General features: G+C 44.4%; 10 protein-coding genes. 5 read left to right on the top strand and 5 right to left on the bottom strand.

The genetic code is table 11. From position 1 onward, the window contains the following. Nucleotides 1-54: 54 nt before the first annotated feature. Nucleotides 55-447 carry a cystatin family protein gene (locus M4S28_RS20270; protein WP_249633660.1) on the bottom strand — a complete coding sequence of 131 codons (393 nt, stop codon included), beginning with the start codon at nt 445-447 and terminating at the stop codon, nt 55-57. Between the two features lie 222 nt (nt 448-669). Beyond that, on the bottom strand, nt 670-3105 hold the full coding sequence (locus tag M4S28_RS20265) for a M9 family metallopeptidase (RefSeq protein WP_249633659.1): 2436 nt from the start codon (nt 3103-3105) through the stop codon (nt 670-672). A gap of 447 nt (nt 3106-3552) precedes the next feature. On the opposite strand from M4S28_RS20265, the gene M4S28_RS20260 reads away from it, so the two are divergent. Together M4S28_RS20260 and luxN are read left to right on the top strand one after the other, a co-directional pair. Further along, nucleotides 3553-4839 carry an acyl-homoserine-lactone synthase gene (locus M4S28_RS20260; protein ID WP_249633658.1) on the top strand — a complete coding sequence of 429 codons (1287 nt, stop codon included), beginning with the start codon at nt 3553-3555 and terminating at the stop codon, nt 4837-4839. Further along, entirely contained in the window at nt 4832-7438 is a 2607-nt protein-coding gene (gene luxN, locus M4S28_RS20255; RefSeq protein ID WP_249633657.1) for a quorum-sensing autoinducer 1 sensor kinase/phosphatase LuxN, read from the top strand. The genes M4S28_RS20260 and luxN overlap by 8 nt, the downstream gene beginning before the upstream one ends. 158 nt (nt 7439-7596) lie before the next feature. Here the strand turns inward: luxN and M4S28_RS20250 are convergent, their stop codons facing one another. Next, a complete protein-coding gene (locus M4S28_RS20250; protein ID WP_249633656.1) occupies nt 7597-8523 on the bottom strand; it encodes a LysR family transcriptional regulator in 927 nt (308 codons plus the stop codon). Between the two features lie 128 nt (nt 8524-8651). Here M4S28_RS20250 and M4S28_RS20245 point away from each other — a divergent pair, with 128 nt between their 5' ends. Continuing rightward, nucleotides 8652-9440, top strand: coding sequence for a hypothetical protein (locus M4S28_RS20245; protein ID WP_249633655.1), 789 nt, complete (start codon nt 8652-8654; stop codon nt 9438-9440). Between the two features lie 106 nt (nt 9441-9546). Further along, complete coding sequence (locus tag M4S28_RS20240; RefSeq protein WP_249633654.1) at nt 9547-11058, top strand: DUF1214 domain-containing protein; 1512 nt, start codon at nt 9547-9549, stop codon at nt 11056-11058. A gap of 133 nt (nt 11059-11191) precedes the next feature. Here the strand turns inward: M4S28_RS20240 and M4S28_RS20235 are convergent, their stop codons facing one another. Both M4S28_RS20235 and kduD read right to left on the bottom strand, forming a co-directional pair. Further along, complete coding sequence (locus M4S28_RS20235) at nt 11192-11830, bottom strand: RpiB/LacA/LacB family sugar-phosphate isomerase (protein WP_249633653.1); 639 nt, start codon at nt 11828-11830, stop codon at nt 11192-11194. 63 nt (nt 11831-11893) lie between these two features. After that, nucleotides 11894-12655 (bottom strand): 2-dehydro-3-deoxy-D-gluconate 5-dehydrogenase KduD, encoded by a 762-nt coding sequence (gene kduD / locus M4S28_RS20230; protein ID WP_249633652.1) that lies wholly within the window; start codon nt 12653-12655, stop codon nt 11894-11896. Nucleotides 12656-12995: 340 nt separating this feature from the next. Between kduD and M4S28_RS20225 the strand changes: the two genes are divergently transcribed. Continuing rightward, a complete protein-coding gene (locus M4S28_RS20225) occupies nt 12996-14327 on the top strand; it encodes an MFS transporter (protein ID WP_249633651.1) in 1332 nt (443 codons plus the stop codon). The last annotated feature ends 159 nt before the right edge of the window (nt 14328-14486 follow it).

Below are 14486 nucleotides of genomic sequence, written 5' to 3'. Positions count from 1 at the left end.
AGTTATTCACATGCTAGTTAATCAATAGACCAGTTAATTTCTGGACCAGTTGATCTATGGACACAGACGACCTTGCTGTGCAGGTTGCGTCATTTCGATGTCACCTTGTAGAGAACGGTAAACGATGGTGTTCCACACTTCACCATTATCCATTTCAAACTCGATAGCATAGTTCAAACCCGCGACAACCTGAGTTCGAACACTCAAGATCTGTTTGAGCTTGGCAGAGGTGTTCATTTGGCCAAGAACGACGTCTAACGCTTGCTTAGCTTGTGGTGTGATATCACTTTGCGACCAACCACCCGTCAGATTTTTAGTGCTACAAATCGGATTCGTATTCTCTTGTGATTGAACTGGAACCTCAGATTTCTGACTGCATCCTGCTAACACAGCGACACTAAACAAGGTTGCTACTCCAAGTAATGATGTTAATCGTACTTTCTTCATAAATTCTCTCTACCTCTGTCATTCACGAGGCGTTACCCACAATGATGTTTCATATGCAGACAAGCTTAAACCTCGAATGTCATCACTTCATCAGAAATTATGCTGTAACGATCCCCTAAACACAGAACACTGTCAGAAAAACAAAGCCGAGCACTCATGCTCAGCTTGTTATCTCAATGGCTTAAATATCATTGATGATAAAAAGCCATTGAGGTTAGTGTCTTAATGAAAGTACACCAACATCTCGACATCATCTCCTTGTTGTTCAGCACTAAGTAAGAAGTGCACATAGCCTTCTTCTGTTACAGGGATTTGTAGGTACTCATTGCTACCACGGTAATCAGACGCATAGTCATGTTGCCCTGCCGTTGGCCAATATGAGTGACTGGCGAACAGGTCAACGTTGCCTCGATTTGGTTGCTCAGTATTCTTATCGTTCAACCACACTCGAACCTCTAGTACGCCCTGTGGTACATAGACTGCTGCATAACGTCGTTGGTGCACAGTCAATACTTGAGCCTGACCGGATTCCAATACTACAGGCGTTAAATCATCTTGTTCTTGTGTTGGTGGTGTTGGCGTTTTTGTTTCTAGCGAAGCCAACAGTGTCACATCATTGAAATCGGTACGCCCCGCAATACTCATGTAGTAGCGTCCCGGTTTGATATAACCTGATGCCTCTGGTTCAAACGTCACATGCTCATTGCTGCCGTTTCCATATTGGCTGAATTCGAAATCATAGTAATGCGCCTGTTTGTTGTAACTCACGTAGAGGTCAGCATCACCTTGGCTTTGTCCTAGAGCATGACCTTCAATAGAAACCTCGAAATGCTTGGTGTTCTCTGGCACATCAACATAAAACAACTGTTCGCTATACGCCTCTCCGCTCAGCACCACGCTTTGGTTCGCGACAAGCACCGTGAACTTCTCGGTGGAATCAGTTGGCTCTCCTGGGTTTGGTATTTCAGGCTCGGTTGAGACAGATTCTAACCAACGCTCAAACTCACCATTGTATTGTTGCCCAAACACTTTCACTTGCTGCGCCCATTCGGCAAACTGACCAGAACGAGACAATGCCAATAAGCTTTCCACTTCTTGCGGGTGTTCTTCCATCATAAAGCGCACCGCTAAGTAACCCCATCGATAGATACGATTAGAATCGTGGGAGTAAGTGGTCGCAAACACATCCGACAGACTCATTTTTCCACTAGCAATCAAATTAATCGCGGCATCGTAGCCTTGCTGGTAATGCATGAACTCGGCAAAACCTTCTAGCCACCACACCACATAACCATGAGCCAAATTGTCACTAAAGGAACCATACTGGTTAAAGCGCGCATCGAGATAGTGAGTATACTCATGCTCTAAATTGAGAATAGAAAGGTCATCGCCATTGGCGTAACGGTAAGCCACGAAACGTGCCACGTTACCCACTTCAGCAGGGTTTCCTTCTAAATACTGACCGCCGTTATCGGTGGTGTTTCCAAACAAGAATGCAGAGTAATCAGTGTAGCTGCCTTTACTGCCAAATACCGCCACTTCAACGCGGTTGTTGTTATCGCCGGCTACAGGTTGTTGGCCCGTATTCGCCACTTGATGAAACTGTGCTTCTTTGGCCGCCAACACATCACACGCTTCAATGGCTTGTGACGCACTCAAGTCTTGAGATCGAATAATGGCAGGACCTTGGCATTCATGACGATTAGGTAGAACGCGCATCGCTAAATCACGTTTTGCTTGCTCAAGATCCAATCCGTTTAAGCCTAAAGGAGCGTAATACCCCATCATCTCAACCGCAGCTAACCAAAGTTTGTCGTGCTCACTGCCAAGCGGGTTTTGTGCCATCACTTGCTGCATAACTCGCAACGCTTTGTCTTTAGTTTCTTTGTTTGGGCTTGCAAGCAAGCGACCTGTTTCACGGACTGCGTTATAAACAAGAAAGCCGGCATCAGTATCCAGTGCCCATGAGTTATCACGAGCGAACGCTGCAAGTGTATCGATATGCTGAGTATGACTCGCCATATAATCGTAAAAATCATCTCTAGCCGTGTGACCAGCCATTGCTCGAAACAGATTGTTTAGCCCGTCGACCCATTGTGAGTCTTGCGCGGTCTCTCTATTGAAGTGACTCAGTGCTGCAAGTTGTGCATCCATAGTGAGTGGCAGTTGCTTTACGTTATCAACCATTAGCGTCAGGCTTTTCATTGCTCCAACTTGTTCACGACCTTGGTTTAGCGCATTAGGATTAGTAAGGAAGGCAATGGTTGACTGAGCAAACCGCTGGCTCAACGCTTCACTGAAGTCTTGTGCTTGTGCGTTATAGCGAACGTAATAAGCCGCACGAACAAACTCACCAAGGTTTTCTAGCCTACGAGCTTGTTCAGGTTCGCCTCGATAACGGGCTATTTCTAGGTTCAGCGTAAATTGAATGCGGCTTAAGCTCGCTTCGCTGTAGATATTGTTCAATGAACTTTCATCTGCCGAGAACCAAGCGCTATAACAAGCGTTGTCTGCTGCTGAAACTGAAGAAGCGAGATCAGATGCCTGTTGAAGATCAGCAACATCACATTGATTTTCGGCAAAAGAAAAACTAGAAACACTGGCGATCATGCAAGCAAGCGCCAAACGATGACGTGGGAATAAACGGGGATGAGACATACGACACTCATTAGTTAATTGTATATTTAGGGTCGCCGTTATATTCCTTACAACTAGCAAGGTGAATTTACTTGCATATGATTTATGAGATTGGTTCAAAAAATAGATATTTCACGTTATTTTATAAATTCAAAAGTTTATGCTCGACTTAACTACACTTGGATCAAATACAGGAATAACCATCACAAACTGTTGATAGTAATGTATTTTATTCTTACATGATTTAGTCAATATATGACAAGCCTATGTTGTTAAGGGGCCGTGCAAGTAGTAGAATCTCGCCCGATTATGCAACTTATCCCTCAAGTAATAGGCTTAAGTAAAGTTACGGCAGACTCGCTCCAAGTAACATGACTCAAAAAAAATACTAAAAAAATTTGTGTCCTGTAGACAGTGCAGATCGAATAAAAATAATTATATAAACCTAGGCTAGGTTCGGTTAATCAAATGAAAATAACGTCGTCTTTAGGCTCACTGTTGGCTAGCAGTCTGTCTATCGAAATAAAACAGCGAGCTCTGATAGAGCTCGTCATCAGTACCTATCAGCCACAAGAGCGCACTGCTCTTTTCCAAAGCGTGACAGAATATCGTAGAAGCCAATTAGAATTGCTTTTCCCTGAGCATCAAAACAAAAGCTATTCGGTATTGTTTGAGGTGATGGACTACCGCGATCTGATTCTGCGCTATCCAAACACACTACCTGAAGAGGTTGATCTTCTAGAGCAGGCCGTAGGCCAGTGCTACATGCATTGGTTAGATTTTTGGTGTGAATGTGAAATTGCCGCAATCAAAGCAAAATCACCATTGAACACCAAGTCCCCTTCTTCTGTTGATCTGCCCATTAAAGATAGTGCCTACTACGGTGCAATCGTTGAACACATCGAAGATGCTCAACTTGTAGTGCAAACGCCCTGTCACCCACAAGGAATGTCAATCAGCGATGCCATTGCTTTAAGCAATCTTGAGGTGTTCATCAAGGGCGAGAAATGGTTTGAGATGCTGCCTTTATTACACCTTTCTCAGGCAGGTAAGCATTTTATTCTACTCAAACATCCAGTTGATGAAGCCTTTCCGACACTGGTTTCCTCTGCGCTGATTCAAGATTGGTCAAAGAGTGATACGTGGTTAAGTTACGCGCCCCCGTTCAGCAATGAGCAATGGCACTACTGTTTACCTAATCACGGTTACGACGAACTGGCGAAGCTACAACTTTTCACACCGCCTACACTGTCAAAGTGTTACTCTCTGCCAGAATTTGACCAGCAATTCCAGTTACAATTGTCGGCTAAACACGCCCTATGTGAAGTACTGCGTCTGACAGTCAGTGGTAAGACTCAACAAAAGCTCTATTTCCTCTATCTTGCTCAAAAAGAGCTGATGAGTGTCTTACACCAAATAGGGTACAAAATCGGCTTCACTATTATCGAGCAACCTTTCATGCTTCAGTTTTATCAAACTATTGAACCCAATGCGTACTTCCACTCAGGGTATTGCGAATTAAATGATGACGGCACAACAATTTATCGTGGGTTCTGGAATTTCGAGATGATGGTAAAAGCATTCAATGACGTCGATTTTCGCAGCTACAAAAGCGCAGTGCGTGAGAGCAGAAAGCTAAGCTCACTAGAAAAATTGAGTTCTGCAGAAAAAACGATCTCAGCAAAAACGATCTCAGAAAAAAAAGCAAGGGCGGTATTAAAACCGAGTTCGGTAAGAAAGGATGAACATGTTTGATTTTGGCCTAGAGGCGATCATCTATGCAAAAGCAATCACGCTGCTTGCAACCGTGGCTGTGGTTGTTATGTGGTTGCTCTATTATTGCTACCGCCTAAAACAAAAGAACGAAGTCATTGCGGGGACACACCATGCCCCTTACATCGCGTATTCGATCTGTATTGTTGCGTGGATCAGCAGCAACGCCTACTTCCATACCGATTTATTACCAGAACTTGGGGCCTCGGCCGCTGTGTTCGCGGCAAAGTTTGCCAACCTCGCCTCTTTCTTTGCGTTTGCCTTTGCCTATTACTTCTCGTGCAAACTCGCAGCCGAACAACGTAATGGTAAGGTTCATGCGTGGCAGCAAGCCATTTTTGTCACACTGACGGTCTACTCCTTCTTTATCAATTTAAGTCCGGGGTTAACCGTTGAACATGTCACGATTGCTGGCCCAAGCCAGTTCGTGATCGAGTTTGGCACACACACACCGTACTTCTTTATCGGGATGATCAGCTTCGTTGTCCTGACACTATTCAACCTCGTGGCCATGCGCGCCAACAGCAGCAAGCTTACCTTAGCCAAAACCAACTACATGATCGCGGGCATCTTAGTGTTCATGCTGTCTACTGCGACAATCCATCTAGGTATGACCTACTTCTTGCGTGACTTCTCACTCACTTGGCTGCCACCAGCCTTGTCGATCAGTGAGATGTTGTTCGTTGGCTATGCTCTACTGACCTCTCGCTTCTATAGCGTGAAATACCTTGCGTACATGAGCTTAAATACGTTGTTGGTGTGTGCAATTTTGGTGATACCTTTTGGCGCGATATTTATCCCACTGACAGACGATAACCAATGGCTCATTGCTATCCCGATCTGCGCGGTTATCGGCATCACTTGGCATTTACTCTACAAACGTGTGAGCGACTACGCCTCCTTCTTTATCTACGGAAACAAGAAAACGCCAGTACAACAGATCCTCGCGCTAGAAGAGGATTTCAAGCTATCAATTGATGATGCAATGCGTCGTTTGGGTAGCCTACTGCAAATTCCAGAAGATAAGCTACGTCTAGTTAACAGCAACTACAACGAAACCTTCTACGAAGATTATCTGTCTACTAACAAGTCCGTTTTAGTGTTCGATGAGTTGTCTCAGGAGCTTGATTACACTGCACCAGCCAAGCGCTCAATGAAAGCCCTGTATGACAAGATGAGCTCCAACGATACCGCTTTGGTGATGCCTCTGTTCGGCCAGGGGAAATCAGTTACACATTTATTGGTATCGTCACACAAGAGCAACGATCAGATGTTCTCTAACGAAGAGATCTCTGCCCTGCAAACCTTGTTAACTCGAGTACAAAGCACTATTGAAGCTGATAGACGCATCCGCCAAAGTCGTGCCCTTGCTAACTCAATCGCTCATGAAATGCGTAACCCACTGGCTCAAGTGCAATTGCAATTTGAACTATTAAAACAGCACATTGATAATCAAGCGCCAGCGAAACAGATCTTACTTGATATTGAGAACGGCCAAGCTGCGATTCAACGTGGTCGACAGCTGATTGATATCATCTTGCGAGAAGTCAGTGACAGCTCACCCGAGCATGGACCAATCACCATGACCTCTATCCACAAGGCCGTGGATCAAGCCGTCAGCCATTATGGCTTTGAAAACGAGAAGATCATTGAGCGAATTCGTTTACCACAACATGCTGATTTTGTCGCAAAACTGAATGAAACCCTATTCAACTTCGTTATTTTCAACCTAATACGTAACGCGATCTACTACTTTGACTCTTATCCAGACAGCCAAATTGAGATCAGCACCAAAACTGGGGCTTACGAGAACGTCCTCACATTCCGTGATACCGGCCCCGGCATTGACGAAGCCATCGTTCATAAGATCTTTGATGACTTCTTCTCTTACCAAAAAAGCGGTGGTAGTGGTTTAGGTTTAGGCTACTGCCAACGTGTAATGCGTTCATTTGGTGGCAAAGTTGAATGCCATTCCAAACTTGGCGAGTTTACTGAGTTCCACCTGTACTTCCCTGTTGTGCCCAATGCACCCAAAGCAGACGCGCTTCGTACGCCTTACTTCAATGATTGGAAAAGTAATCAAACCACAACTGAAAGCAAAGCCAACGTAGAAGCGAAGCCAGATAACCAAGCGGCAACGCAAAATTCAGAACCAACAAGCACGCTAACCCCAGGGAATCATTTGGCTCCAACCGTACTGATCGTCGATGATAAAGAAGTACAACGCACGCTTGTTCAGATGTACCTGAGCCGACTTGGCGTCAATAGCTTACAAGCCAAAAACGGTGAGAATGCCGTCGAACTGTTCAAAACACACAAGGTCGATTTGATCTTAATGGACGTACAAATGCCGATAATGAATGGTTTTGACGCAAGCCAAATTATCAAGGCACGCTCTCCTCAAACGCCAATCATTGCTTTGTCTGGCGAATCAGGACAACACGAGTTAGATATGATCAGCAAGTTGATGGATGGTCGCCTAGAGAAGCCAACCTCTTTGAAAGCATTGCAACACGTTCTGGACAACTGGCTAGAGAAAGGCTGGGCGTCAAACGCTTCTAAAGAAACAGAAAGTGAATAACTGGCTACGGACGGTTAAGCGAATTAATGGTTAAATAGTTAATAGTTAATAGTTAATAGTTAATAGTTAATAGTTAATAAAAAATGCCCTCAAGAGATGTATTGAGGGCATTTTTTGGTCAACTCATTGAATCAATTAAAAACAATCACAGTTAAAGCTTACTGATGGTTGGCTTCAACCATCGCCGTTTCTATCAAATCCAGTAACCATTTGTATTTAGCTGAGTGCTGGTTTTTCTTATGAAGATAAGCGAACACCTCCATCTCCTCGGTTCCCTCTTCCAATCCTTCAATTGCGATTGAGCGCAATACACCTTTATGTTGTTCAATCACCGGAGGCATGCAAGGCGCGATAATATTGGAGTACTTGATCGTTTCAATTAACCCGACAATAGAAGTCGTTCGCAACGCCATGTTAATCGATTTACCTTGGCTTAAGACTTCCTCTTCCAATCGTGAATGTTTGTTTTGGTCGAAATAAGCAAGGTCAACGTGAGCAAATGGAAACGACAACAAATCATCAATCGTCGCGATGGATGCCTTGAAAGGATGATCTTCTCTTACTGCCAATACAAACTTTAAGTTCACGAGAGGTACGGCAATGATCTCAGCAGGCAAATTCTTAGCTTCAAAGTGAATGACAAAATCAATCTCGTCACTCTTAAGTCTTTCTAATGAGTTTTGGGAACTAGTATGGCTTATCAGCCTAGAAAGCGGACTTTCCATTGAGAGTTGATGGAAGAGAGCTGGTGTTAACCAAGGCAAAATGTGAGGATTCGCCTCAATCTTAAAATCTTCACTGAGGTCCGTGGGATTAAACTGTTTTCCTTCTTCTATCGCCGTAACCAATCCATCCAATAACGGGAAAACACGCTGATAAAGGTCGTCCGAATAAGGCGTTGGTAAAAACTGCTGGTGTGACAACACAAACAATTCTTCACCTAAGGATTCCTTAAGCTTCTTGATGCTTTGGCTAACCGCTGGTGTCGAGACAAACAACTTCTCAGCCGCTTTTCTCAAACTCTTCTCCTGATACACCACCACAAACACTTTCAATAAGTTCAGATCGACATTGTTCAGTTTCATGAGACACCATAAAGCATTGCTTAACGAATAGTTAAGTTTATATGAATTAACTTAACAAAGTCCACTTTGTATAGTTATCCCACCTTCACGAAGACATGGATGTAGTGAGATAACTCTATGAGGCAACTATGTTATTACGACGTTCCATCCTAACTCTAACCCCTCTCTTTTTAGCAAGTAACGTTCTCGCGGAAGAGGCCGAAATTCAAGACATGTCAGACCCGTTAGCCGTTTATACACAAGGTGGCTTCGGCTACACCGACAAAGGCTTAAACCTTAAAGTCGGACAAACCTACGACACTGGCAGCGAAACAACTATGGGTATGAATGTTTTCGAAGTCAAAGGCATAGCTGGTGAGGCTATTGGTTGGAATAACCGAGGCGCAGATGACAGTATCGATTCGATTCGTTTCAGAAACTTCGGCGTAGACTTAACCAATGGTCGAGGCACGCAAGTCGATATGTCTTGGGATTTCGATAGTAATCAAGGTAGTGCGTCATACAGCTTTATACAGGCTCTTCCACAAATGGGCATGTTTAATTTCTATCCGCTTGCGGGTGTCGGTGTTGCTGCAGGTGAAGAGTTGGTAGAAGGCTCTGGAGGCAACCTCGACGCGGATCAACTTCGTGATCGCTACAACATGCACGGTACTTTTTACGTGGCGGGTATGTACGCAAAAATGCAACTTACCGACAAGATTTGGTTGAACTATAACCCTATGTATTTAGGCACGATGTCTGGTTCATCAACGTTCAAAGATTATGGATTCGAGGGCAGTGATTCTGTACTCGCACATGAGTTTGCTGCGAGCTACCAGATTAACCCAAGGGCGAACGTTCGTTATTTTGCAAATTGGACAGAAAACACCAGTATCGAAGACGGTGATCACCGCATCGAATTTAACTATCAGTTTTAAGCAGTCACTTTCTGCTTGGATGAGCTCTTCCAGTTTGAACCAATGATTTCGGTTCGACGAGCCATTCCCGTTTTGACGAATAATTTTGAGTTTTTGAGGACACATTATGAATATGATATCTAAAGCCTTTGTCGGTAGTTTCACTTGCCCACTACGCTCTGCTGCCATGCTAGTTTCTGTAACAGCCTTGTTTTCAGCCACAGCGATAGCAGGCAACGGTGATGCGACAGAAACGATCCAAACGCGTGCAGGTGACTTTACTTTCGAAACCGACTTTCTTCATGGTATACCAACACAAGAAAGCTCAGCAAAACTGTTTGAACTGATGGACTATCAACGCGCGTCACAAGCTTATATTTGGTCTGTACCTTTGGTTTCAAACTACGCATGGAAACAAGCCTATGCTGACATGGGTGCTGAGGATGGCCAAATTACTTATGTTGAGTCTCACGAATCTAAGCTAGGAGGCTTAACTTACAACACCTCTACGCCTTATGCGATTACTTGGTTTAACGTAGAAAAAGAGCCCGTTGTTATAGAGATTCCAACCGATGAACTGCGCGGCGCAGTACACACCATGTGGCAAATCGGTATTTCTCAAATGACAGAACCAGGTGTCTATGTGGTCAAAGCCAAAGGGGCTGAAACACCAACCAACCTACCAAAGGGCGCTAAGGTTTTTGAGTCGGACACCAATTATGTTTTCTTCGGAGTTCGTTTAATGGCAGATTCAGACAAACAACGTATGAAAGACTTAGAGGCTCTCAAAATTACAGACCTCAACGGTAAGCCACTGAGTGATAACGGCGTGAATTTCCCTGATCGTGGTGAAGATGCTAAGCACCCTAGAGGCATGGAATTTTGGGACACGCTGAATGAAGCCATTCAAGCAGAACCTGTAGCAGAGCGTGATCGTATGATGCACGACATGCTACGCCCACTGGGTATTGAAAAAGGTAAGGCGTTTAAGCCATCAGGTCAGCAGCGTGAGATTTTAGAGCAAGCTGTAGTGATGGGGGAAGCAATGGTTAAGAACATCGACTTCAACAAAACAGAACGCTTGCCACACGCAGCTTACGGTAAAAAAGGCAACTTTTGGGAAGTCGCGACGGCTTCCACACCGAACCAAGACCGTTACTACGGTATGGATCTCGATGGTCGCGCAGCATGGTTCTACGAAGCTGTAACTAATGACGTTGCAATGCACGGTTTTGAGAATGGCGGTTGGGGTCAGATCTACCTAGACAACTACCGTGATGATAGTGGTAAGGGGCTTAATGGCAGCAACCACTACACTCTGACTCTGGATGGTGATGTAAACTTCGCCGATCTGTTCTGGACAATCACTGTCTACAACGTTGAGAACCGCGCCATCATCGACAACGACATTGAGCGTGCCGATGTAGGTTCAAACATCGAAGGAACGGTCAAAGACGCACAAGGCAATTACACCTTCCACTTCTCGCCAACTAAGCCAGCAGGTGTGAACGAAGCTAACTGGGTGCAAACCCGAGAAGACGAAAACTGGTTTGTTTACTTCCGTGCATACTCACCAAGTAAAGCGTTTGTAGCGCAGCAGCAAGAGACCTTGTTGCCTAACTTCAAACGTGTGAACTGATCATCTAAAGCGAATTACGTATGACTTGTTCACGCCAAAAATAACTGTCAGGCTCACAGAGCAAAACAAAAGAGGAGCCTCAGGGCTCCTCTTTTCTATATTCATCTAGCAGCTAAGTAAGCTCTTGATAAAGTTAATCTAAAAGTGACCGAACGTAGTCTGCAATGTCTGGGTCTTGGCAATGATCAAACAAGCATTGTTGGAAACGCTCACTGCCAACCGCTGTTTTCACGAGCTCTTGGTCGATTGCTCTTAGAGAATCAATAAAGTTATCTTTTACCACCGCCGCTTTCACCTCATTCAAAATTGCTGCGTTACGTTGCTGTGGTTCAGCTCGCTCTAGTGGATACCCATTACCACGCTCGCCTGTGAACGCTTTTTCAAAGATATAACGAATGTTGAGTTCACCAGCCCAGCCAAAGCCTTTAGCAAAAGCGAGAGCGAGAGCATTACCGTTATTGATTTGGTTAAACAAGAAAGCATCTGATGGCTCTAGGCAGTAACCACAAACCACACCCGGATGCAGGTTCAGTGACATCAAAGCACCTTGCCCTGTTCCACATCCCGTCACAACAAAGTCCACAGCCTTTGAGTTGATGAGAATACTAGCCATGATACCTAAGTGGATATACGTTAAGTGGTGATCATTCTCGTCGGTCATACCTAGATTAAAAACATCATGACCAATGCCACCCGCCACTGACTCTAGCTCAACTGCAACCATGGCATTTTTACCTGCCTGACTGTTTTCCATCATTAGTGCGATTTTCATTTATGTTCTCCTGCAAGATTGCTGCAAATTTAAAATTCTTAACCGTGTTTGTTACAAGGTCAGTTAACGAGCTAACCAACCACCGTCAACAGCAATGGTATAGCCGTTAATGTAATCCGATGCTGATGAGGCTAAGAACACACAAGGACCTGCGATATCTTGCGGTTTACCCCAACGTTCAGCCGGAATACGCTCAAGAATCGCTTGATTGCGCACAGCATCTTCACGCAGAGCTTGAGTATTGTTCGTTTCCATATAACCGGGTGCTACCGCATTAACGTTGATATTATCGCGTGCCCATTCGTTCGCCATCGCACGTGTCATTCCCATCACAGCGCTTTTTGAAGCCGTATAGGAAGGAACTCGAATGCCACCTTGGAATGAGAGCATCGATGCAATATTAATGATCTTTCCGCCAGTTCCTTGAGCCTTAAACTGCTTTGCAACAGCCTGAGACATAAAGAACACAGTCTTGGTGTTCACGTTCATTACGTCATCCCAATTTTGCTCTGAAAACTCAATCGCGTCTTCACGGCGGATGATGCCAGCATTGTTCACAAGGATGTCGATCTGACAAAACTCAGCCAAAGTTCTCTCTATAATGCCAGGAATACACTCTTGCTTTAGAAGGTCGGCACGTACGTCTAAAAACGCATGACCCGCAGCACTCATTATCTCAACAGTCTCTTCAGGCTCGCTACGGTTAACACCGACAACCTTACAACCAGCTTCCGCTAGGCCTAATGCTATACCTTGCCCAAGACCCGTATTGCAGCCAGTCACTATCGCTACTTTACCTTCCAGACTGAATGACTCTAAGATCATGCTCACTTCCTCAATTACATTGGATTCATTGCGTATCATTACTACCAATAATTAAATCATACAATAAGATATAAATGCGAGAGCGACGTTGTAGAAGTTCGATCTTGCACCAAAATCAGTCGAGCAAGTTGAAACGAGCACCACAAACTAAATGAAAGGGGGGAAGTGATTTGAAGAAGAGAAACCTATAACCCACTATGAACTATGAACTATGAACTATGAACCATGAACTCGAAGATCACCTAAATCAGATATTTTAGGGATTTGGCAACAATTCCATGATTTAAAAGAGTAAAAGGGTTATACATAATAATGTGTTATCTAAATTACTGAAATTATCATGACGCTCAAAGAGATCCTTAACATTCCCAATGTCCGCTACTTCTTAATGTTTCGAAGCAGCTACTTTGCGCGTTTTTACTACCCTATATTCACCCTACTCTATTTAGATTACGGGCTAACTCTTTCTCAATTCGCGATGCTCAACGTAGTGTGGGCAGCCACCATTGTGCTTGCTGAGGTGCCGTCGGGCGCGTTCGCTGATACCTTAGGCCGCAAGAAACTAGTGGTGCTGTCTTCGATCGTGATGTTTGTTGAGATCGCAATGATCGCGCTAGTACCAACCGGAAACCCCGACTTGGTGTTCATTGTCTTTCTGATTAACCGGATTCTCAGTGGCTTAGCGATGGCACTGGCCAGCGGCGCCGACGAGGCATTGGCTTACGACACCTTAAAAGAACAAGGCAATGAAGAGTTGTGGCCTCGAGTGCTGCAAATACAGCTTCGTGTCGCCTCAACGGTCGGTATCTTTGTCACACTAATTGGTGCGGCGATGTACGACGTGAATTTTATGACGAACATCTTTCATTTCCTTGGACTAGCCGAACCAGAAAGCACTAAAGACCTGATGCGTATTCCGGTGTTCGCCACCCTATTTGTTGCGATGCTCGCCATCTATGCCGCGATTAATATGCGCGAAGAGAAAAAGGTGATGCCAAGCGACCAAACCAAATTGGCAACCACCATCTCAAGTCTTAAATTGACGATCGATGCGGGTAAGTGGGTATTCGCTACGCCTTACGTGCTGTTCATCTTGCTCTACTACAGCCTATTCGAACACACCTCGCGAATGTTCCTAACCATGAACAGCCAATACTACTTAGCCATTGATATTCCAATTATCTACTTTGGTTTTATTGGCGCGGGTATCAGCTTGCTTAAGATTATATTGGCAGGGCAAAGCCGAAGATTAGCAGAGAGTATGGAACCTAAAACCTTCATTGTAGTTATGGGATTGGCAAGCATGGCGACTTATTACTGGATCAGTTTAGGTTGGTCGATTTACGGGGTCATTCCGGCATTGGTGTTAATTTTTATTATCATGACGATGAACATTTTCATTAGCTACCACCTGAATAAAAAAACCGAATCGCACAACCGAGCCACTGTCCTCAGCTTTAAAGGCCTGATGTTTAATCTCGGATACGGCCTGATCGGTATTTTGTACGCTTACTACTATAAACTGGTGTCTCAGGGCTACACCGAACAAGAAATAGAACAGAACCTCGCTTTCTTAGCTTCACTGTCTTCGTTTTTCTATTACTTCACTCTGTTGTTCATTACGATCAGCGCACTGTTCTATTTCAAGAACCGAAAAGAGCCCATTTTTTGAGGCGGCTAGCTATATTGTGTTGAAGTTCAATGAGCTGCCCCTTCAAAGGTTAGCTCGCACAAAGTTCTGATTTACCCAAATAGACTATCGCCTGAAAATAGACGCTCAATAAACAAACAAGCCCCTTCTTCTATTGGTTAAATTTGTTAATATAATCAT

The sequence above is a fragment of the Vibrio sp. J383 genome (assembly GCF_023503985.1).
GTDB lineage: Bacteria > Pseudomonadota > Gammaproteobacteria > Enterobacterales > Vibrionaceae > Vibrio > Vibrio splendidus.
This window is presented reverse-complemented; position numbering and strand designations above follow the sequence as displayed.

Bases quoted from the DNA above. Each gene is read 5' to 3' on its own strand.
- M4S28_RS20265 (WP_249633659.1), bottom strand. From the start codon at position 3,105: ATGTCTCATCCCCGTTTATTCCCACGTCATCGTTTGGCGCTTGCTTGC.
- M4S28_RS20225 (WP_249633651.1), top strand. From the start codon at position 12,996: ATGACGCTCAAAGAGATCCTTAACATTCCCAATGTCCGCTACTTCTTA.
- M4S28_RS20250 (WP_249633656.1), bottom strand. From the start codon at position 8,523: ATGAAACTGAACAATGTCGATCTGAACTTATTGAAAGTGTTTGTGGTG.
- M4S28_RS20235 (WP_249633653.1), bottom strand. From the start codon at position 11,830: ATGAAAATCGCACTAATGATGGAAAACAGTCAGGCAGGTAAAAATGCC.
- M4S28_RS20260 (WP_249633658.1), top strand. From the start codon at position 3,553: ATGAAAATAACGTCGTCTTTAGGCTCACTGTTGGCTAGCAGTCTGTCT.
- luxN (WP_249633657.1), top strand. From the start codon at position 4,832: ATGTTTGATTTTGGCCTAGAGGCGATCATCTATGCAAAAGCAATCACG.
- M4S28_RS20245 (WP_249633655.1), top strand. From the start codon at position 8,652: ATGTTATTACGACGTTCCATCCTAACTCTAACCCCTCTCTTTTTAGCA.
- kduD (WP_249633652.1), bottom strand. From the start codon at position 12,655: ATGATCTTAGAGTCATTCAGTCTGGAAGGTAAAGTAGCGATAGTGACT.
- M4S28_RS20270 (WP_249633660.1), bottom strand. From the start codon at position 447: ATGAAGAAAGTACGATTAACATCATTACTTGGAGTAGCAACCTTGTTT.
- M4S28_RS20240 (WP_249633654.1), top strand. From the start codon at position 9,547: ATGAATATGATATCTAAAGCCTTTGTCGGTAGTTTCACTTGCCCACTA.